The sequence below is a fragment of the Amycolatopsis sp. WAC 04182 genome (assembly GCF_003947465.1).
GTDB lineage: Bacteria > Actinomycetota > Actinomycetes > Mycobacteriales > Pseudonocardiaceae > Amycolatopsis.
Genome location: NZ_QHJJ01000003.1, coordinates 302,660 through 322,332 on the forward strand (window position 1 = coordinate 302,660; position 19,673 = coordinate 322,332).

At 65.4% G+C, this 19,673-nt stretch carries 19 protein-coding genes; 9 read left to right on the forward strand and 10 right to left on the reverse strand.

The window, feature by feature from the left end:
- Positions 1–115: 115 nt before the first annotated feature.
- From DMH01_RS15140 to DMH01_RS15165, 5 genes are all read left to right on the forward strand, one after another.
- Entirely contained in the window at positions 116–670 is a 555-nt protein-coding gene (locus DMH01_RS15140) for an SMI1/KNR4 family protein (RefSeq protein ID WP_125677234.1), read from the forward strand.
- A gap of 87 nt (positions 671–757) precedes the next feature.
- Positions 758–1,270: a hypothetical protein gene (locus tag DMH01_RS15145; protein ID WP_233621528.1), complete on the forward strand. Its 513-nt coding sequence runs from the start codon at positions 758–760 to the stop codon at positions 1,268–1,270.
- Positions 1,271–1,303: 33 nt separating this feature from the next.
- On the forward strand, positions 1,304–1,855 hold the full coding sequence (locus DMH01_RS15150) for an SMI1/KNR4 family protein (RefSeq protein WP_125677236.1): 552 nt from the start codon (positions 1,304–1,306) through the stop codon (positions 1,853–1,855).
- A 1,100-nt stretch (positions 1,856–2,955) separates the two neighbouring features.
- Positions 2,956–3,108 carry a hypothetical protein gene (locus DMH01_RS15160; RefSeq protein WP_199745500.1) on the forward strand — a complete coding sequence of 51 codons (153 nt, stop codon included), beginning with the start codon at positions 2,956–2,958 and terminating at the stop codon, positions 3,106–3,108.
- On the forward strand, positions 3,105–3,701 hold the full coding sequence (locus DMH01_RS15165; RefSeq protein WP_233621529.1) for a DUF3558 domain-containing protein: 597 nt from the start codon (positions 3,105–3,107) through the stop codon (positions 3,699–3,701). Before DMH01_RS15160 ends, DMH01_RS15165 begins: the two co-directional genes overlap by 4 nt.
- Before the next feature lie 397 nt (positions 3,702–4,098).
- On the opposite strand, the gene DMH01_RS15170 is transcribed toward DMH01_RS15165, so the two are convergent.
- Together DMH01_RS15170 and DMH01_RS15175 are read right to left on the reverse strand one after the other, a co-directional pair.
- Positions 4,099–4,374 (reverse strand): YrhB domain-containing protein, encoded by a 276-nt coding sequence (locus DMH01_RS15170; protein WP_125677240.1) that lies wholly within the window; start codon positions 4,372–4,374, stop codon positions 4,099–4,101.
- Positions 4,375–4,581: 207 nt separating this feature from the next.
- A complete protein-coding gene (locus tag DMH01_RS15175) occupies positions 4,582–4,980 on the reverse strand; it encodes a hypothetical protein (protein WP_125677242.1) in 399 nt (132 codons plus the stop codon).
- 214 nt (positions 4,981–5,194) lie between these two features.
- Here DMH01_RS15175 and DMH01_RS15180 point away from each other — a divergent pair, with 214 nt between their 5' ends.
- Positions 5,195–5,611: a hypothetical protein gene (locus tag DMH01_RS15180; RefSeq protein ID WP_125677243.1), complete on the forward strand. Its 417-nt coding sequence runs from the start codon at positions 5,195–5,197 to the stop codon at positions 5,609–5,611.
- A gap of 178 nt (positions 5,612–5,789) precedes the next feature.
- Here DMH01_RS15180 and fxsT read toward each other — a convergent pair whose 3' ends face one another.
- The 7 genes from fxsT to DMH01_RS15215 form a co-directional block, all read right to left on the reverse strand.
- On the reverse strand, positions 5,790–8,156 hold the full coding sequence (fxsT, locus tag DMH01_RS15185) for an FxSxx-COOH system tetratricopeptide repeat protein (RefSeq protein ID WP_199745501.1): 2,367 nt from the start codon (positions 8,154–8,156) through the stop codon (positions 5,790–5,792).
- 11 nt (positions 8,157–8,167) lie between these two features.
- Complete coding sequence (locus DMH01_RS15190; protein ID WP_125677245.1) at positions 8,168–8,578, reverse strand: hypothetical protein; 411 nt, start codon at positions 8,576–8,578, stop codon at positions 8,168–8,170.
- A 338-nt stretch (positions 8,579–8,916) separates the two neighbouring features.
- Positions 8,917–11,973: an NACHT domain-containing NTPase gene (locus tag DMH01_RS15195; protein ID WP_125677247.1), complete on the reverse strand. Its 3,057-nt coding sequence runs from the start codon at positions 11,971–11,973 to the stop codon at positions 8,917–8,919.
- A gap of 418 nt (positions 11,974–12,391) precedes the next feature.
- Complete coding sequence (locus DMH01_RS15200) at positions 12,392–12,883, reverse strand: hypothetical protein (RefSeq protein ID WP_125677249.1); 492 nt, start codon at positions 12,881–12,883, stop codon at positions 12,392–12,394.
- Positions 12,884–13,112: 229 nt separating this feature from the next.
- On the reverse strand, positions 13,113–13,793 hold the full coding sequence (locus DMH01_RS15205; RefSeq protein ID WP_125677251.1) for a cysteine hydrolase family protein: 681 nt from the start codon (positions 13,791–13,793) through the stop codon (positions 13,113–13,115).
- A 232-nt stretch (positions 13,794–14,025) separates the two neighbouring features.
- Positions 14,026–16,245: a tetratricopeptide repeat protein gene (locus DMH01_RS15210; protein WP_125677253.1), complete on the reverse strand. Its 2,220-nt coding sequence runs from the start codon at positions 16,243–16,245 to the stop codon at positions 14,026–14,028.
- A 5-nt stretch (positions 16,246–16,250) separates the two neighbouring features.
- The gene (locus DMH01_RS15215) at positions 16,251–16,625 is read right to left on the reverse strand and encodes an RIP homotypic interaction motif-containing protein (RefSeq protein WP_233621530.1); all 375 of its coding nucleotides are present in this window, start codon (positions 16,623–16,625) and stop codon (positions 16,251–16,253) included.
- Positions 16,626–16,981: 356 nt separating this feature from the next.
- On the opposite strand from DMH01_RS15215, the gene DMH01_RS42705 reads away from it, so the two are divergent.
- Both DMH01_RS42705 and DMH01_RS15220 read left to right on the forward strand, forming a co-directional pair.
- Positions 16,982–17,140, forward strand: coding sequence for a hypothetical protein (locus DMH01_RS42705; RefSeq protein ID WP_158633223.1), 159 nt, complete (start codon positions 16,982–16,984; stop codon positions 17,138–17,140).
- 233 nt (positions 17,141–17,373) lie between these two features.
- Positions 17,374–18,039 (forward strand): hypothetical protein, encoded by a 666-nt coding sequence (locus tag DMH01_RS15220; protein WP_199745502.1) that lies wholly within the window; start codon positions 17,374–17,376, stop codon positions 18,037–18,039.
- A gap of 215 nt (positions 18,040–18,254) precedes the next feature.
- Here the strand turns inward: DMH01_RS15220 and DMH01_RS15225 are convergent, their stop codons facing one another.
- Entirely contained in the window at positions 18,255–18,830 is a 576-nt protein-coding gene (locus tag DMH01_RS15225) for a 3'-5' exonuclease (protein WP_125677255.1), read from the reverse strand.
- A 172-nt stretch (positions 18,831–19,002) separates the two neighbouring features.
- Here DMH01_RS15225 and DMH01_RS15230 point away from each other — a divergent pair, with 172 nt between their 5' ends.
- Positions 19,003–19,482 (forward strand): hypothetical protein, encoded by a 480-nt coding sequence (locus DMH01_RS15230; protein WP_125677257.1) that lies wholly within the window; start codon positions 19,003–19,005, stop codon positions 19,480–19,482.
- Positions 19,483–19,673: the final 191 nt, after the last annotated feature.

Sequence of the window (19,673 nt, forward strand, 5' to 3'; positions counted from 1 at the left end):
CCATCTCCGAGGTGGCGAGCTGCACTTGGCCATCGAGGCCGACGCTGTGACGACGGCGTGAACCCCATGCCATCTCAGCTCGCCGTCGACAGGATCGTCCAACCTTGAGAAAACGATGAGACACGCCGAAACCCCATCCCGCGTCGATGAGATCGCCGACCTCCTAGGCTGGCAGGAACAGTTCGCTCCCGAGCGCACCTGGACAGCTGTGGAACAGGATCTGGGAGTCGCGCTGCCTTCGGACTACAAAGCGTTGCTCACGCGGTTCCCGGGCGGGGTGTTCAGACGGATCGAGATCGACAGCCCGGTCGCTCACGATAACGCCTGGGCAACGTACAAGCACACCCTCGACGAACTGCTGCAGATCCTCGGCGACGAGGATCTCGAGTACCTCGACAACGTCGAGTACCACCTGTACCCAGAGCCCGGGGGTCTGCTGCCGTGGGGATCCGACGGCCAAGGCGGAACCTTCTGCTGGATCACTGATTCCGGCGACCCCGACCGCTGGAGGATCGCCTACCACGACCAGAGTGCGGACCAATGGCGCGAGCACCCCGGCCCGGTCACCCAACTCCTCTACGAGATCCTCATCGACACGGGGCATGAGAACCTACTTCGTTGGGACTTCACGGACCTGCCCGTGGAATACATTCCCCTTTCCAGCCGATAGCTCTTCATCGACTGTCCGAGATGGCGTAAGGGCGGACTGACCGCGGGCCGCGGCGATTAGGAACGTTGGTGTGCTGGAGGAGGTAACATGCCGGGGCGGGAACCTGTGGACATGCCGCGGACCGGTGATGTCGATCACCGGTCCGTGACACCTCGACGCAAGGTTCGGCGGCGTGTGGTGATGATGGCTGTCCCTGGGCTGGTGCTACTCGGCGCAATGAGTGGCGCGGCGTTCCTGCCGAAGGTGGCGAATCACGTCGGCTACGCCCTGCCCGGAGAGAAAGGCCTTCCGTACAGGATTCACTACAACGGCAGGGACTACCGCAGCGACGCGACGTGCGCAGGCGCGCGATGGTGCGAAGACGAGCGAACCCCTGAACAGCGACTAAAACCATACTGTACGTCTCGGGCCGCGCTCGACCGTATGCGTGGCAACAACGGTACAGGGCTGGTGAAGGTCGATGACCTGTTCACCCTGTTCGGACCTTCGCGCTCAGTCTTCACAGCTGGAGCCCTACCGCCGGGAGAGACAGTGGCAACGATCATCGTCGAGGACTCCGCTGACTGCTATCTGACCTACGCCCTGATGGGCGGCCCTTAACCGAGAGGGTCGGATACGTTGAAGGAGCTTGGAATGTCTGTGGCTGACCCAAACCTTGCGGTGGATGCAATCGCCGCCGCACTCGATTGGGGCGGGGCCGCAACTCATAAAGTTGACTGGGGCGTCGTCGAGCTGCACCTGGGAACCTCGTTGCCTGGTGACTACAAGGAATTCATGGCCAGGTTCCCGTCGGGGATGCTCCGCGGCGTGATCAGCTTCGTGAACCCTGCGCAATCCACAAGGCATCTGCGGTCTTTTCAGCGAGATTTCGACCAGGCCCTGGCTAACGTGAGGTCAGCCTGCGCATACGACTACGACACCTACCTCCCGTTTCCGGAGCCTGGAGGAGTCATACCGTTCGCCTCCGACGACACGGGTGGTGTCTTCTTCTGGCTACCGTGGACACCTGACCCTGACCGATGGCACGTGGTGTACCTGAGTCGGCATAGTCCTGACGCTTGGACGCGGACGAGACGGTCGATGACCACAGTGATGCTCGAACTCGCGAAGAGCCAAGGCAGGCGAAACATTCTTGGCTGGAACATGGCACGGTATGAGCGTTCATTCAACCCGTTGACCTTGTAGCCACCTGAGCTGTGACCTATCGGAAAAGGTCTTCCGTACCTGTGCCGCTGCAACGGGGTCTCGACGACCGCAGCGGCGTGACGTGCGCCCGGGCGATGGTGTAACGACAGTCGAACCCCTGAACGCTCCGCTAAGCCGTACTGCGCGCCTCGTATTGCGCGCGAACTCGCCAGAGGGCACATGCCTGACAGACCGATGTCCCCTTCGCCCGGATCGGACCGTCACGCCCGCATACACCACTGGTGACCGTCGGGCGAGGCGGGACAACGGTCATCGTCGGGGCTGCCGCCGACCGTCGCTAGACCTCTATCCAGATGGGTGGCCCTCGACGAGTCAATAGGACTCGTTCCGGTGGGCCACCACGGGCTACATGCCTGTGCGGCGTCGAAGGGTGAGATGGAGGGTGGACTTCGGGGCGCGTCGGGCCGAGGGGGAGGGAGCGCGCCGGCCCAGGAACACCCTGCCGCAAATCGAACAAATGTTCAGTGCGAGTGCGCGCGACATTTACTGGTCTGTCGCCGGCGTGGATGTGTGACGGCGCCGGTGGCTGGCGAACCTGAGGCCGCAAACTGCAGGGTGAAGCAGGTCAGGGAGACGGTGCCTGGCGTAGGCGTCACCGCGACTTGAGTGCGACGCGGAGCAGCAGGTCATCGGTGCACCGGATCGTCGAGCTTGTTTCGGGAGGAGTGACGGGAGAAACGGGACACGGACACCGGGTTCGACTACGCTGGCCGCTCGACCGGTTACGCTCGTGTAGTGATCATGGTGTGGCGGTCGGGCCGTAGGGGCGGCTAGTAGGGGAGAAGTCGGGCGACGGGGAGGGTAGGCCGGCGTGCCGTTGAATGGCGCCAAGTTGCGGCAGCAGGCTGGTGAGCTTGATGCTGAGCTGGAGCAGGCCCGGTTGCCGGGAGATCGGCTGATGGAATCGCGTCGGCGGTGGTGACCGGTCAGGGGCAGGCTTGTGGACCTTACGATCACGGATCACGTGATCTGGAGTACGCATCCGCAGAGGCTGGGGCCCGCGGTACTGGAGGCGGTGTCCGCGGCTCGGCGTGCGGCCGCTCAGGTCGGTGTCGCCAAGATGCGCGCTCGTCTCCGGCATGATCACCTCTGTTGAGGCGCTGATCGGGAGTGGCTTCGAGCTGACGGTCATCGAAACGAACTTCCCCAAGATCCCGGATGTCGGCACGAGTGTCGAGGTGGTCGGGGAGCCCCGTCGCTGGCGGGTCAAGCCGGGAGCTGATCCTTCGTGACACGACGTCTGGTCCGCGGGCTCGCCACACTAATGGCCGGCGGCGTGGTGGTGCTGTCCGGCTGCGGCACGAGCCCGCGACCTCAGGCACCTGAACCGTCGGTGTCGGTCCCGTCGATTCCGGCGCCCTTGAACGGCGCCAAGTTCATCGGCGATCCGTGCTCGGTGATCACGGTGGAGCAGCTGCAGCGCATCGGCTTCGGTGAGGGCAGGCATGAGCAGACCCGGGAAGGCCAATGCCTGATCGTGCTCGGTCCGTCGGTCGACGTGACGACATCGTGGTTTCCGCCGGTGCGGGAGAGCATCCGCACGTTGTACAGCGATCGTGCGCTGGGCCGCGATACCGGCAACCACTGGGAAGAGGTCACGATCAACGGCTATCCGGCCGTGATCGTGGAAATCAAAGAGAACATCCCGAGCAGGCGGGACCAGGGGCCGCTGGCGTGCAGGCTGGCTCTCGGTGTGGATGACAACACGTTGGTACACCTCAAAGCCAACACGTGGGGAAAGCCGGAAGCCGGTCCGTGGCAAGCCGATCCCTGCGGTGCGGTCAAGAAGATCGCCGAGTTCGTCATCGACAACCTCCGAAGCTAACCGAGAAGCATGCCCCGGCGAAATCGATGAGACCGGACACCAGCGCAAGCCGACTGCCATCACCTGCCTGCTCCGGCCAGGGCCGGTGATGTCAGCGTGATCGTGTGCCCGACATGAGCTTCACCTAACCGTGCGAGGTATACATTCCTGGTTCGGGATTCGGCCCAGATAGACGCCAACACACCCTTCGACTGGTCCTCGTTCGAGGCAGGCGTGGGCGAATGTGGTCGGGTACTGCCACGCGGGCCGCGACAGCCTCGACGTAATCTCTGGCTTCTTGTGCGCTGAGGTCGGGAGCGGATGCCCGTATGAGCCGGAGCGCGTCGAACCGCCGGCCGTGGTCGGTCAGCTCGGTGATGCGTGCCCGCCGAGGATCTGGACGTGCGATCCCGCGGACCTACTCGAGGTACTGCTCGATCCACTCGCCCTGCTCGAGATCAGCGGTCGCGTGCAGTCCGTGGAGACTGCCGTCCACCGCATCGACGAGGAACGGCCCGTGGCCCACCACTGCGTCCGTGATCTCGCCGGTGCGCAGGTAGCGCTCGCTCTGGCTGAAGACCACCCAACCAAGCCGGTGCGGACTGACCTTTGTGATCACCATTTCCGGCCCGTGCACCGCCCACCCGGTCACATGCCGCTCCACGATCTTGACAGCCCATTCCCTGGACACCACGACACCAGGCTAGAGGAGACGGCGCGGGTGGCACGAGGAGCTAGGCAAGCAAAATCGGTTCCGATGCCAGGAGACAGGATGGTTCACGGTCCCGAAATCCTCGCCGCGGTGACGCCGGGATAGCGCATATCGGGCTGAGTCCTGCTTCCTATGGAGCGTCGGATCTGCGGTCTTCGCCGGCATCTCCAGCGGGCCCGGACTCCGGCCTCAGCTCCGGTCGGTTCTGAGGAGTGTTCCGGTGACGCTGTTTCCGGGGTACTCGATGCGGGAGGTGTGGGGGAGGGCGACTTCCGTGAGCTTGCCGTCCTTGAGCATCCAGAGGCCGAAGCAGTCGTCATCTTCGTCATGGACGAGGACCTGGACGGAGTACGGATCGGGCCAGGGCAGGGATTCCAGATGGGCCAGTAGCCCTCGCCAGTTGAGCCGGATGAACTGGATGACCCAGGTGTAGCACTCGCTCGATCCGGTGCGTGTGCCCTCGAACACGGAGTCGTCGACACGGGTGAAGCATTGGTACCACTCCCGGTCTGGATCCGGGCGCGTCAGCGGTTCCATCACTTCCTCGGCATCGCGCGCCAGGACGATGACTTCCGCGAATCTGCTCATGCCTCAGCATACGATCCCGGCCGTGGCCGGGATCGGCATCGTGAATGAATCGGGCTTACCCGGAGCGCGGCGAAGTCGCGGCAGGGTGGTGGGAGGACTGCCAGGGCAACCGCATCGCCGAGTTCGACGTGTGGGCACCGGCGAGCTCCGGCGCGGCCGAGTTCCAGGGGCTCTACGCCCAGTGGGTGCAGCGGGTGGGCAAGGTCTTCACCGGGTGGGCGAGCCTGACCGGACCCCGTATGAGAAGAACTTCTGGGAAGCCGCCGGCCGGCTGCGCGATGCGATCAAGCCGCTGGGGGTCGTCAACGTTCCGGGCGAGTCCTGCTATGTGGCGTGCCGCAGTCTCGGTCTCCTCGCGCACGATCCGGGAGCGCAGGGCACCAGCCCGCCCGGATGGTGGGCGCCCCAGATCAATGGCCCGATCGACCGGTTCGTCATCCCGTTGCAGGGAACCCTCCTGAACCTCCACGTCCTCGGCGAAATGCCGGCTGCCCAGCTCGACGGCTTGGGAAACATGTGGCAGAGCACGCGGACCGTGAGACAACGGAGAACGCCCAGGTCGCGCAAGATCGACATGTCGGGAGCGGCGGGACCCTACAGCCCATGCAGGGTCATAATTTCCGGTAGCTAAATCTCATAGATGGGCGTGTTGGCGTGGAGCACCAAGGTCGTAGAGCTCGTCGAGCGCTGCAGCCGCCACCGGTCGGAGACGTGGTGCACAAACGAACCAGCAGCGTCCGCTCATGCCGATGAGCGGATATTCGGCGCCACCGTCGGCTGGTTCCGTAACGACTGGACGGTGGCCAGCTTTAGGTCGTTCGCGCTCTATCGAGGTTCGAGCGGATGATCTGGGTAGTAAGGTGATCGCGTCCCAGCACCCGCTCGCTGTCGGCGAGGGTGGCCTCGTACAGCGGGATCGCCCGGCCTAGATCGCCCGCCGACTGGCAGGCGTAGCCCAGGTTGTTGCGTGAGAGCAGTGTGTCGGGGTGGTCAGGTCCGAGCACCCGCTCGCTGTCGGCGAGGGTGGCCTCGTACAGCGGGATCGCCCGGCCTAGATCGCCCGCCGACTGGTAGGCGCTCGCCAAATTGTTACGCGAGGTCAGCGTGTTGGGGTGGTCGGGTCCCAGCACCCGCTCGCTGTCGGCGAGGGTGGCCTCGTGCAGCGGGATCGCCCGGTCCAGATCACCCGCCAACTGGTAGGCGTAGCCCAGGTTGTTGCGTGAGAGCAGTGTGCTGGGGTGGTCGGGTCCCAGCACTCTCTCCCGATCCGCGAGAGTGACCTCGTGCAGCGAGATCGCTCGGCCTAGATCGCCCGCCGACTGGTAGGCGTAGCCCAGGTTGTTGCGTGAGAGCAGTGTGTCGGGGTGGTCAGGTCCGAGCACCCGCTCGCTGTCGGCGAGGGTGGCCTTGTACAGCGGGGTCGCCCGGCCTAGATCGCCCGCCGACTGGTAGGCGCTCGCCAAATTGTTACGCGAGGTCAGCGTGTTGGGGTGGTCGGGTCCCAGCACTCTCTCCCGATCCGCGAGAGTGGCCTCGTACAGCGGGATCGCCCGGTCCAGATCACCCGCCGACCGGTAGGCGCTCGCCAGGTTGTTGCGTGAGAGCAGTGTGTCGGGGTGGTCGGGTCCTTGCACCCGCTCCCGATCCGCGAGAGTGGCCTCGTACAGCGGGATCGCCCGGTCCAGATCACCCGCCGACCGGTAGGCGCTCGCTAGGTTGTTGCGCGAGGTCAGGGTGCTGGGGTGGTCGGGTCCGTTGAGGAGTTGGTAGCTGTCGCAGGCGCGGGTGTGGTAGCCGATTGCGGTGCCGACGTCGCCCTGTCCTTCGAGGTATCGGCCCAGTTCGTTGAGCAGGTGGCTGGTCTGCGTAGTGTCAGTGTCGGGGGTGGTGTGTTCCAGCAGAGCCCGTGCGTGGGGCAGGACCGTCCGATAGGCAGGCCAGTCCGCGGGGGTGAGTGGGCCCAGGCCGGCGATGGTGGCAGCGAGAAGCGCCGCGGTGTTGTCGCGGGCGGTGGCGATGTTGGCGGGGTGACGGTGTGGGTCGGTCGGATCGGGTGTGCGGGTGACCGCCTGAACTAGGCGATGCACGGCGATGGCGTCGCCGGTGAGAGTGATCATGCTGTAGGCGGCCAGGCGGCCCAGCGCCTCGGACAGCTCCGGCTCCCCGACGACACCGGCCAGCAGGTCCCGGGGGATCCCGCCCGGGGCGTACCAGGCCAGCTGCCGCAGCAGCCGCCCCACGGCCGGGGTGCCGGCCAGGTGGTCGAGGGTGACGTGCCAAACCCTCGCCATCGTCCGCTGCGCGTCACCGCCCTCCGCCGTCGCGGTGAACATCCGCGCCGGAAACCGTGCCAGCAGCTCGAGATACGCGGTCGGGCTGGTCCGGGTTTGGGCCAGGTAGGCCCCGGCCTGCTCGACGGCCAGCGGCAGCCATCCCAGCTCTTCGCACAACCTGTCCGCACCGGTCAGGTCTCCCTCGGGCCACTCCGACCGCACGATCCGGGCCAGCAACTCCATGGCCTCGTTGTCGGCGAGGACGTCCAGCGGCACCGTCTCCACCGCCCGCCACCCCGAGCCTTGACGACTGGTGATCACTACCGTGCCGGTCCGCACCCGCCCCAGCAACCCCGCCACATCACGCGGGCTGGTCACGTTGTCCAGCACCAGCAACCAGTCCTCATGCGTCGCCAGCCACCGCACCCCCAGCGCACTGCGCTGCTCCACAGGAAGTTCCCTCGTGGCGGGCTGGAGGGTTTCGGCGAGTTCGGAGAGACCAATGTCGATGGCAGCCGCGGAGTCCGCAGTGATCCACCACCGGAACCCGAACCGGCCTGCATGCAGGTGCATAAACCGGGCCGCCAGCGTGCTCTTACCCACCCCGCCCAGACCATGCACCGCGACCACCGTCGCTCGCCCGGACTCGTTCAGCACGTCGTCGAGCTGGTCCAGCTCATCGGAGCGGCCCACAAACAATGCCGTGTCGAGAGGGATCCGGGACAGGTCCGGCACCGCGGACACCGACTCGATCGCGGGCAGCGGAGCCTGCATGACGGTGTTGTAGTTGTGCTGGATGTTGTTGTCGCCAGCCTGCACACCCCGGCTGTTGTCCACCGCATACACGGGCGGCGCCGAGGCGGCGGGGTCGGCAGGCTCCGGGGACGGCGGGTCGGTGGGCATCGAGGGCCGTTTCAGTGGAAGGTATTGGTCTGGGTGTTGTGGTCACCCACCTGCACACCCTGGTTGCCGTGCAACAGGACGCGGTACTTGCCCGCACGGGTCCCCTCGGGGTCGGTCAGCTCCAGCACCTTCAGCGCCGCCGCCACCAGCTCTTCGTCGTCCCCGGCACCGGCTGCGGTCAGCGCAGCAGTGAGCTCACGGCGTCCCGCGGTCCTGGTCTCGTCCTCGGTCAGCGTGACCGCGTCGGATTCCACCATCTCCACCACCTCGGCCGGCACCGCCTTCGCGCGACGCAACGCCCGCGAAGCCAGCGACTTCAACCCGGTATAGGCATCCTTCACCGCCGCAGACGCCGTCTCACCCGCGCCCGCCGCAGCACCAGCCGCCAGCGCGGCCACCACCAACTCCACCGACTCGATCACACCAAACCCCTCACCTGGACGCACGACTCTCTATCTTCAGTATCGACCGAACAGGGCAGACCGCGACAAGCCACACCGAATTGACCACATTCCCTACGTCCGCTCATGCCGCGAAGCGCACGTTAGGCGGTTCCCTGCCTCGTGCCCCTTGTGGACGGTCATCGGGATGTGCGTGAGCGTTTTGAGTCGTTCTCTTCAAGGGAAAGGCGGAGCCCAGTCACTCGAGGCGCGCGCTGTCCGCGATCCTGGCGAGGTCCTCTTCGACAGGCGAGTCCGGCATCTCGTGCGGCGTCGACGGGCTGCACCGCTCGTGCCGGGCCGGGTATCCGCACCGTGAGTCACTCTGTGGCGCGGTCGTCTTTCGCGGCGTCCACCTCGATGCGGCTGGAGATCCCTGCGAACCAACGGAGGGCCGCCATCGCTTGGTAGCGAGGCTCTACGGCCTTGGCGTCCTGCGCCAATCGCTGACGCAGTGGGCGCAAGAGCGCTCGGCCCTCTTCGTTCTGGATCTCCTCGCCGGCGAGCAGCACGACGGGGCCCCAGTTTCGGTTGTACTTGGACGGGTTGTTCAGGATAGGGAAATCGACCAGCAACCGGGGGAAGGCGGCGATGGCGGGGACGAAATGGTTGAAATCCAGCATGGCCGGACCGGACACGTCGTGTGCCAGCCAGACCAGCTGGCGGACAGTCTTGTAGTCCAGTTGTCCGAGCCACATTTTCAAGAAGTGGACCACGGCGTAGTAGACGTCCGCCCCGTACAGTGAGTGTGAAAGGTCCGGCACGCGCTGGTCTGCCGCGAAATCGAGGAAGAACTGCACGTCGGGCGCTCGCTCGTTGTGATATCCGTTGGCCACCGTCGAGAGTAGAAACCCGGTGGTCTGGATGACTTCGGGCAGGGGCAATTGGTTGACGTCATACCCTTGCAGCGCCAATCCGTTCGAGTGAGTTCTCAATCCGCTGACGTCATCGGTCATGTCGTAGTACGCCAGCTCGGTGGCCCAGCCCGGCAACGCGGGTACGCGCTTCATCGGCTTTCCTTCGCTACTGAAGGTGAGCACCTCGAGCAGGGGACGCCAGCTGGGTGCGGGCAAGCCCGCCCGCCACAGGCGCGCCAGGATAATTCGCTCGGCGTGGTCGACCAAGGGTGTGTCGTCGTCGGCCAACGCCAGAAGCAGCACCAGGTTCGCAGAATAGGCGGCCATCTCCCGAAGGCGGTCGACCGGAATGGGCCGATAGTCCGCGAATCCCGTTCCGCCGCGCCGATCGCGGTACTCGCCGACGAGGTGGACCAGCGCTCGGACGCAGTCGGTGCGCTCTTCCGTGGGAAGCTTCCGAAGGAGTCTCGTGAGGAAGCTGATGGTGGTCCCCCTGTTGGAAAGGGTTTGGTGGCTGAGCAATGCGAACAACAGGTCGTCGTCGTACTGTCTTCGTGGCGACGTCGATCTTCGGGTACGTGCCATCTCGCGCAGCACCCGGATCGAGTGATGAGCGACGAGGTACTCGCCGAAGGTGGCGTGGAGGAATTCGTAGGCCCGCCGGACGTCCTGGTCGCGGTGTCCGTCCGCCTCGTCGGTGTGGATGAAGAAGAAACGCCCGACGATCCGCTGCCCGAGCCGATGCGGTTCCAGATCGGAGTCGACCTGGGTGAGGACTTTGATATCGGAGCCGAGATCGTGGTCACGGACACTCTGGCGGTCTCGGTTGAACATCGCGAAAGCGGCGACGCCCAGCCGCCACATCTCCTCGTCGATCGCGTCCTGAGTGACCTCCGGCAGGGCCTTGGTGAGTTCGCGGCGCACGAAACTGGTGAGGATCCGCTCGTAGAAGACCTCCCTGGAGGTGCCCGCCTTCAACGGTTCGGCCTTCGGATCCGCCGAGTAGAGGGCCAGCATGAGCAGCAACAGTGGCTGAGCGGTCAGGTCACTCAGGGAGGTGGCCACGTCGAGTTTCAGCTCGCCCATCCGGCCCGAGGTTATGGCGGGCAGGTTCCGGTCGCGCCAGATCTCCAGCCAGGTGATCATCTGCTCGTCGGAGAAATCCTCAAGCTTCACCACGGTGGTACCGGGAGCGATGCGCACCCGGTCGGCGACCACGGTCCGTGAGGTCACAACCACCACTACCGGATAGCCCAGGTCCGCCTCGGCAGCCTGAAAGTCCGCGACCTGTTCGAGGTAGTCCTTGCGCTCACCGGCCGAGGCTTGCAACAGCTCGTCAAGCCCGTCGAGGATGACGACGCGCGTCCGCTCGGGTGCCTCGTCCACCAGGTCGCCCCATTTGACGCGGTCGTTGATGAGCAGGTCCAGAGCCTCCTGGATCTGGGCGGGAACCCGTGCATCGGCGGTGACGTGCCGCAGTTCCACCCGGACGACTATGAAGTCCTCTTCCGGCAGCCGGGCGGCGAGCACCTTGCTGAACAGGGATTTTCCGGCGCCCGGATGGCCGAGCAGCAGCAGGGGGTTTTCGACGCTGCGGGGAGAGAACAAATAAGACGCCAGAAACCGGTCGAGATCATCACGGACGTCCAGACTCTCCCAGTCATCTCCGCTAGTGGGGGCATCGCCTGTCGTGATGGCGCTGCGGAAGCGCGGAACCTGGTAGATGCGCCAGACCGCGGGCAAGCTGACCTGGTTGGCCACGCCGACGCCGTCAGGGGTGATTGGCTTCGACAGCACGGCCTGATTGCTCCTGGCCAAGAGCTTCGCTCTCCGCGTGGGGACGTCGTCATGCTCGATACCACGTGCCAGCAGGATTTCGTTGAGACGGTCCAACGCCCGCGACTGGGCATTCACTGCGGCGAGGACGGCCTGACCCGCGTTCCGGAGCTCGGCCATACCTCCCAGGTGGGCCCACAGCGAGAACTCGGGTACGTCGGCGGCCAGGTCGGCAAAGTAGGCCCGGTACCGCAGAATCGCCTTCTCCAACAGCGCGGCGGCACTCGACTCGTCCAGGCCGATTAGAGCACCGAGGTTGAGATAGCAGACGGTCAGATCATGGGCACCCAGGAGACAACCGCTCCAGCCCTCCAGATCCAGAACGGAATCGAATGACGGCCCCAGCGCACTCAGACGGTCCTTGGAGACCCTGACCCCGCCCTCACGCACCACGTCGAAGAAGGCGGACATCACGATCGTCGTGTGAGCGGCATCGATGAGTTCGTAGCGCTCCTTTCCTTTCGCCTTCCCCAAGCGCCGGACGCCCGCGTGGACCAGTTTGCGGATCAAGCCCGAGGCCTCGTTCTTCTGGTCCACCAGATTGAACGCCCAGGCCACCGGTGTCAGGACGCTGCTGAGGATGAAGCCGCCGAGAACCGCGTCCAGCGCATTGAGGAGGGAGTCGGAGCCGTGCCCAAGGATCTTCAGCGCGCCTCGATATGTGTACGGCGGATCTTTCGCCACGGCTGTCCTCTGCTGGTTCGAGCTTCGCCTCAAGGAGGCGACCACTCTAGACCGCTCCGCCTGGCGCGAGTCATGGTGGTTGCCAGTGCTATCACGGATCTTCCCGAAGCCGTCACAGGCAAGGACGGAACGACGTACGTCCGGCTCGACGAAACAAGGGCAGTGGTGACCCACCCGGATCCTCACTTCCGTGATGAGGACCTTCGGGCAGCGTGGGCTACAGTCCCGCTGCCCGTCCGCCGTAGTCCAAGGCTCACGCCTGCCGAAGAAATGCCAGAAGTTTGGGGGCTGATCATGGTGAGACAACGAAGAACGCCGAGGTCGCACAGCAGCGAGATGTCACCAGCGGCGAGAACCTACATGTAGGCGGCGGCAGAATGAGGACGTTTGCTGACGGGCTGGCGGAGCAAGGCTCCGGTCAGCGGCTGGCCGCCAGTTCCGACCAACTGCCCGCGTCCAGCAGGGCCAGTAAGTCCTTGGCCATCTTCCTGGCGGGGCTGCCATCCGACCTGTCGCTGGCGACGGTACGCAACACGTCCGCCGCGGTGCGGATCTGGCGCTCGACGGCCTCTGTTACCTCTGCAGGCCGCCCATCGTCGTCCTGGGTGCTGGCGTACCCGGGCTTGGGCGCGAAACAGCCCCACCAGTCCAACAACACCCCCAACGCCTCAATGCGTGGTTTGCCCGGCAGATGCCGGATAACCTTGAGCAGCACACTCACCGCTGGGACTGCGGCCGGGTACAGCGTCCCGCGATGGTCGTTGCCGACTGCGTCGACCAACCGGCCAACCGCCAAGGCGGCACCGGCCACCGACACCGACGCCGCGAGGTCGCGGACAGCGTCAGCGGCCGCCTCCGGCCGGTACAGGCACTGCGAACCAATCCACCGTCGTCCACCGGTCCATCGCACCAGCGTAAGCTTAGATCGCGACTGGCACGCGTGGATTCTGTTCCCGACACGTGCGTCCCGTGTTGGGTGAACGGTGGCCGGAACAAAGCCCGCGAAGTCGGTGACCGAGATACGCATTCGTCGTGTGCTGGTGCGCCGTATTCCGCGTTTCCCCATTGTCCTGATTTTCGCTCTGCAAGACCACGTGGGGACAGGTTCAGCCTGTTCGGGCCGAAGTGCGGGCCAGAAGTCAGGTGGTGGCGGTGGTCTCGGTCCAGTAGGCCGGGTCGCGGCCGTAGTTCGGTGTGGTGAATGCACGGTCCCAGGCCGCGTCGGGTGCGAGGATTTCCCGCCAGGGGGCGACCTCGGTATAGAGGACGCGCAGGGAGTTGAGCGCGCTCTCGTGCAAGGCGGGGCCGTCGGTTGAGACCGCGTCGCTGGGGACGGCGACCTCGAAGTTGCGGGCCAGTGCGGCGCGGGCGGTGGCTTCGACGCACACGTTGGTCTGCAGGCCGGCCACGACGAGTCGCTGGACGCCGAGGTTGTGAAGCAGCGGATCGAGTTCGGTGTAGTCGAAGAAGCTGGCCCGGGTCTTGTCCAAGATGACGTCACCCTGCTCCGGCGCGACCGCGTCCATGATCTGCCGGTTCCACTCTTGCTCGGCCGCTTCCACCCCGGGAATGAGGTGAGATCGGTGAGCCAGCAACCGAGCCATGCGGGGACTTTGTCCGAGGGGCCCGGCTGTACCGGCGGTCGATCGGGAGTAGATGACCTGCATCCCTTGGGCGCGGGCGGCCGTCAGCAGATCCGTGCAGGCGGTGATCGTCTCCTGCAGCCGCCAGATCGGCGGCCAGCCCAGCGCATCCCGGACGCCATCCTTCGCGAGGTACGAGTTCTGCATGTCGATCATCAGCAGAGCAGTAGATCCCATCGCTTAACGCTCCTCAAAAGTGAACAGGCCAACCACTGATCGTCTCTACGATGCGGCTCGGCAGCAGGAACAGCCACAGTGATGCGGAAGCTGCAGCTCGCTCTATCTCTCGCACGCCCTTGGTCCCGACGTGCTCTGGCGGCCCGTTTCTGCCAGGGCCAGGACGCGAATTCTCTGATTGTTCTGTCTGAACGGCGGACTGACACAGCACAGCCTTCACGGTGGGTTGGGCCTAGTCGCCGTCGCGTCCGCCGTCGGACGCTTCGAGATCATGCTGTTTTGAGGACTGGTGTCGCCACGCTTCGAGTTTCCTGAGGGTGTAGCACGTTTCCGGGTGGTCAGGTCCACGGAAGTGGATCTGGTCGACCAAGAGTTCTTCGAGCACTGCCACCGCGGCTACGGTGTCACCTGCCTCGTGTTGCCAGCGGGCAACCTCGGCGCGAATTGACAGTTGCCAGTAAGGCCGGCTGGCGCCAAACACCCGCACCTCGTCGGCAAGCAACTCCTCTAACGCGGCTACGGCCCCGAGCGGATGGCCGGCCTCGCCCCGGCACAGTGCGATGTTGTAGCGAGTTTTGGTGATGCTTGGGTGGTCGCGTCCGAGAACCTTCTGCTGGTCGGCGAGCACGGAATCAAGCGCTTCGGCGGCAGCGGTCAGGTCGCCGGATCTGCGTAGCCAGCGGGCGAAATCGAGGCGAAGCCGAAGGACGCGATCGTCCTGCGGCCCGAAGACGCGCAGGAGGTCGGGCAGTAGCTCCTCAGCTGCGGCAGTCCTCGCTGCCGGCTCGAACTGGCCTCTCCAATGCAGAAGGCTGTGTCGGACTCCCAGCGTGTCCTCGTGATCGGGCCCCAGAATTCGGATCAGGTCCGGCAGGAGGTCGGTAAGAGCCGATACCGCTGCGTGGCTATCGCCGGCTTCTCCGCGGCAGTCGGCCAGGGCATAGCGGGCGGTGAGAGTCTGCGGATGGTCGGGGCCAAGGTAGCGGGCCGCGTCGGCGACGAGATTCTCGTGGTATGCGACGGCTGCGGCAAGCAGTCCTGAGCCGCCGAGGCTCCAGCCGGCCCGGAAGAGAACCTCGTGACCGCGAGGAGTCCAGAGGTGTGCTCCGGCGTTGGCCAGCAGCGCGTCAGTGTTGGAGCGCAAGGCTTGCGCGAATGCGGTGTCGCGTTCGACTGGAGGCCAGATGAACAGCAGGGCATCGGCGCAGGCTCTCGCCGCATACTCGCGGTCGGATTCGCTGATGGTTTCTCCGATCGCGCGTTGTACGAGTGCGTGCACCCGGATCATGCGGTCCGGTGTTTCTCGCTCGACTGTCGCCAGGTTGAGGCGGTGGGCGACGTAGAGGGCATCGCGTGCCTGTTCCGCAGTGACCTCCTTGCCGAGGGCCTTTCCGAAGTGTCGCAGCACGGCAGGGGCCGTGAACAGGACTGCAGGTATGCCGTTCGGATCCAGAAGCGATGCCATGACCATCAGGGGCCGCGCGAGGCCCGCCGGTGCCATCCGGTCGGCGAGGCGGAGGGACAGTGACCAGGTCGCGGCGAGGGTGTCGCGGTGATCGTCGGGCAGGAGTTCGCCGGGGCCCGGCAGCAGTTCGGGCAGTTTGGTGCGCTGGTCGGCCAGTCGGGTGGTGTACTCGCTGCAGGTGAGATCCCGGTCGAGGATGTAGGCGGCCACCTGTGCCAGGGCGAGGGGCAGATATCCCAGGTTGCGCGCAAGCTCGTCGGCTCCCTTGAGCAGGTGCGGCCGATCAGCGAGGACGCCGCGAAGATAGGCGTCCGTCTCACCGGGAGTGAAGACGCTGACATCGGAGATGGTGCGGTCCGCGCGGGCGAGTGCGGCGTCTCGGCGACGCGTTGTCACCAGGACTTGGCCGGTGGCGGTGGTTGGTGGCCACAGCCGCGTCAGGTCGCCAGGATCCTGCAAATCATCGAGGACGATCAGCCACCGGCGTGTGGTCTGTGCGAGCCAGGTGAGCAACTGCTCGGCCATACGTAACGGATCCGTGGCGACTGGGCTGATGATGCGGGATGCGGCGTCGGCGTAGCCGGTCAGCACCGACTCCCGGGAGGTTGCGGTGACCCAGACAAGGAGGTCGATCGCGCCAGCGGCCCACTGCGACTCTGCGTGATAACCGGCGAGCTGGGTCTTGCCGACGCCGCCCAGCCCGGAGAGGACATGTATCGGCAATACCGCGGCCTTTGATACGGCAATGCGGTCCGTGCGTCTCCCCTGCTCGTGAAGGGCTCGTGGTTGGAGACAGTTCGCCGCCAGTGGTACGACGCCGACCCGGATCGGCCACGCGAGAGGTTCCGGGAACGGCAAATGGATGTGCTGAACGTTGCCGTGTCCGATCTGTATGCCGGTCCCGCTCTCGATGGTCGCGGCGTACCGCGCCGTGTCGTCTGCGCACGGGACGTCGTGCTGCGCTCCGGCGGAGTTGTCGGACAGCATGCGGTCTACCGGTCGCTGGGGTCGCCGAGGTGGAGAATGTTGCCGTCACCAACTTGGACTCCCTGCGAGCCACGGACGCTCACCACGTACTTCGAGGTCCCAGCCCCGGGCATCTCCAACAAGGACAACAAGTCACGCGCCGCGGCCAGCAGAACAGCGTCGTCAACGACATCGACGGCGCGCAGGGCCGCTGCGAGTTCTTCCCGCCAGTCATCTGGGGCCGCTGCGTGCGCTTCAACCATCGAAACAGCGGCTGGGTCTTCGCTGTGTCGGCTCAAGCGGTCGCGTGCAGCGGTGACCAAGCTGCGGTACGCATCCTTCACCGCCGACGTAGCGGTTTCTTTCAATCCGGCTGCCGCTCCTGCGGTCAGAGCCGTCACGACCAGATCCACAGCCTCTAACGACACCGCGAACACCCCCAAACCGGGTAAGGCCCGTCCTGCGCTGCAACTCAGTCAGTGTCCACGAAACAGGTACTCTGGCGCTACGCAATCAGCTGGATATTCCGGCGGGGGTCCGAGCGCACTCGCCCACGCCATCGAGTCCGCGATCATGCGCGCCGATGGGATCGGAGACGATGTACGTCCATCAAGTGCGTGGCGGACATGGCTGCGCAACCAGATCAGCTACGTCCTCGACGAACCTCCCCGCAGACACTGCGAGATGAGCGAGCTTCGGCTGCCCGTGGACCAGATTCGGCAACGATACGGACCGGAGCACGTGCAGCACCGTTGAAATGACGAGGCGAGACGACACGGCCGACCTGCACGACATCGTGACCCGCTGCCACACCTGGGAACACGACGCCGATCCCGACGCGCGGACGCTGCCGCGCGCGAAACGCCATGACGACAAAACCCTTGCAGCAGTGCGGATCCAGCTGCAGGGATGGTGACGCCCGACGAGGCACGGATGGCGTGGTGCCTGCGATCCGACGGCAGCTGGCCACTGTTGTGGGACCGCGAGACGTACACGGTTGACCGCTGCTGTCCTCGATCGCGGTAAGGAGAGGTGAGAGCAGATCCTGCTCGACGAGGTGCTCGCATCGAATGTCTCCAGCGGACCTGTGCGGCTGCCGCGGGAGTACTCGCGGCACGCTCCGCGCGTGCTGACTGGAATCATGCAGGCATGTCCGAGTTTCCGACCGCGTTGACGAAGCTGTGGCCACTGGCCCTGCCCGGGGTCACAGACTGGTTACTGGCGGTGTGCGGCGACGGCCTGACCGGGTTCATGCCACCGGCGATGCCTGACGCGGCGTGGGTGCTCAACGCCATGTACGAGCACGAACGAGGACCAATGGAGACGACTCATCACGAGTACCACCAGGCGCGCCTCGCGGATGGAGGCGTTCAGCCCCACATCATCGGCGGCGTCGACCTCGACGCGGTCAGCGTGACCACGGGAGGCGGGCTGGGCCGGGCCGAGCACCCCGGTTCCGGGTGGCGGTGCTTACGCTGGGCGGAGCTTGCCCGGCGTACCGGCGACCCTGTTGTTCCCGACGGTTTGCTGCCCTCGTACCGATGCTTTCCCTCAGTCAGGAAGGAGGGCAGTTGGCCGCTCGGTATCGTTCCGCCCACCGAGGGAAGCCTGGACCGCGAGACCTGGACGCGGCTGCTCGAGATCCTCACCGAACATAGTCCCGCAGGTCCGGTCACCCGCTGCCTGGCCTATTACAGCCCGCTGACGCTCGGGGCCAGCGACTTCGAGAATCTCCATGTGCGTGTGGGGAAGCTCGGCGACGCCGCGATCTTGTACGACGATCCTGAGACCGACTTCAGCCCGTCCAACCTGTGAGCTATCAAGGTCGCCGGCTCGCAGGTGCTGGTCGACGCGTTGGTGAGCGACTCCGAGATCGAAGCGATACAGCTACCCTGGACAACCACCTGAACGCCCGGACACGAAGCGCGCCGTACAACGTCGCTCACTAAAGTTGCGGCTTTCCAAGGGATGCCCGGAGAACCGGGGCAACATCACCCTCTCCGTCGCAACGGGGCAGGCCCACAGCCTGCTCAGTGAAGCGGCCATGCCCCACGGCCCACAAGATCGAGGACGAGTGCGGCGATGTTCCACGCATCGTCCTCGCCGCGGTGGTGGCGTCCCTCCAGTGGCAGTCCGGTGATTTGCAGAGCGTGATCCATACCAGGTTTCCTGCGCAGCCCGTAGGCCGCGGCGAACACGGCCTTGGCGTCGGTGTGGGTGCGCTCAGTTGGATAGCCGAACGGGTAGGCCACCCCGTCAGCGTGACTCTGGCGCGCGAATTGCCGACGGTCGTACTCGCCCCAACTCGCCCAGGGGCGCTCTCCAGCCTCATACTCCTCGACGAGGATCCGGCATGCCTCGCCGAAGGAGACGCCCCGCTCCACCTCAGCTTGCGTCAGTCCGGTCAGTTCAGTGCAGAAGTCGCTCACCTTCGACCGGACAGGTCGGATCAAGACACGGTGCCGGGACACACGGCGCCCTGCCGACACATCCACGACAGTGAGACCAATCTCGATGATCTCGTTCACAGAGCCGGGCGGCGGCTGCCCGTCCCAGCAGGTGGCTTCCACATCAATGACGTTCAGCAGGGCGGATTCATAGTGCATGGGGCCGACGGTAGGGATGCTCGGCCTGTCCTGGCACCTCAATTTCCGCGTGTCCGCGTAGTCACCGCCAGCACCAAACGTCAGGGCACTCACCGCACTGTCCACGGTCCGCTACCTCGGACTCGCCAACCCACCTTGCCGGACGCCTCGCCGGCTAGACGACAATGTGGATATGGGGTATCGCCTGCAAGCGGTCATCGCGAGCGACAACGTCCTTCGAGACTTGGCCGACACCGTCGAGGAGGCGCACATCGTGCCCCTCGGCCAGCACCTGGCGCTGTTGCCGATGACCGACGCGTACTTCGACGCGGTCACCGTCCCCGGCGCGCCGAAACTCGGCGGATTCTGGAAAGTACCTCGTGGATTCGAAAGGCTCTTGGCAGCGTGTTCGGCGAAGGGGCCCGTGGCCTATGTCGCGGCCGAGTTCTTCGGCAGCACCGGCACCCAGACGGCCCAGGTGTGGAACGGCGGGAATGTGGTCCTAGGACCTCTGCAGCTGGCGGTGAAGGAACCAATCCCTGCCATCGGTAGCCCGATCTCCCAAGCGCTCCGGCAACTCGGAGCCGTCAAGGGCGTACACGTCGACGAGTTCGACGCGATCGGGCTCGGCCGTCACCGAGACACCGACGACTGGCTTCCGGCCACGGACTGATCGCGACACAACGCGTCCGCTCGCGACTCGGTGCGGTGAGACGACGAGACGGTGGCCATTGCTCCTGGCAGCGCTGCAGGACCACTGGCACTGGTGCTGGTGCTGGTTCAGCAAGGCTCGTAGCGCGCCGGTCAGAAGCGGCGGCGAGACGTTGCCCGGTATCGGTCGTTGGGGCAGTCGAAAAGTGACGT

Bases quoted from the DNA above. Each gene is read 5' to 3' on its own strand.
- DMH01_RS15150 (WP_125677236.1), top strand. From the start codon at position 1,304: ATGTCTGTGGCTGACCCAAACCTTGCGGTGGATGCAATCGCCGCCGCA.
- fxsT (WP_199745501.1), bottom strand. From the start codon at position 8,156: ATGCCCACCGACCCGCCGTCCCCGGAGCCTGCCGACCCCGCCGCCTCG.
- DMH01_RS15230 (WP_125677257.1), top strand. From the start codon at position 19,003: ATGGGGTATCGCCTGCAAGCGGTCATCGCGAGCGACAACGTCCTTCGA.
- DMH01_RS15205 (WP_125677251.1), bottom strand. From the start codon at position 13,793: ATGGGATCTACTGCTCTGCTGATGATCGACATGCAGAACTCGTACCTC.
- DMH01_RS15210 (WP_125677253.1), bottom strand. From the start codon at position 16,245: ATGCTGTCCGACAACTCCGCCGGAGCGCAGCACGACGTCCCGTGCGCA.
- DMH01_RS15175 (WP_125677242.1), bottom strand. From the start codon at position 4,980: ATGAGCAGATTCGCGGAAGTCATCGTCCTGGCGCGCGATGCCGAGGAA.
- DMH01_RS15145 (WP_233621528.1), top strand. From the start codon at position 758: ATGCCGGGGCGGGAACCTGTGGACATGCCGCGGACCGGTGATGTCGAT.
- DMH01_RS15225 (WP_125677255.1), bottom strand. From the start codon at position 18,830: ATGCACTATGAATCCGCCCTGCTGAACGTCATTGATGTGGAAGCCACC.
- DMH01_RS15220 (WP_199745502.1), top strand. From the start codon at position 17,374: ATGTCCGAGTTTCCGACCGCGTTGACGAAGCTGTGGCCACTGGCCCTG.
- DMH01_RS15140 (WP_125677234.1), top strand. From the start codon at position 116: ATGAGACACGCCGAAACCCCATCCCGCGTCGATGAGATCGCCGACCTC.
- DMH01_RS42705 (WP_158633223.1), top strand. From the start codon at position 16,982: ATGACGAGGCGAGACGACACGGCCGACCTGCACGACATCGTGACCCGC.
- DMH01_RS15160 (WP_199745500.1), top strand. From the start codon at position 2,956: ATGATCACCTCTGTTGAGGCGCTGATCGGGAGTGGCTTCGAGCTGACG.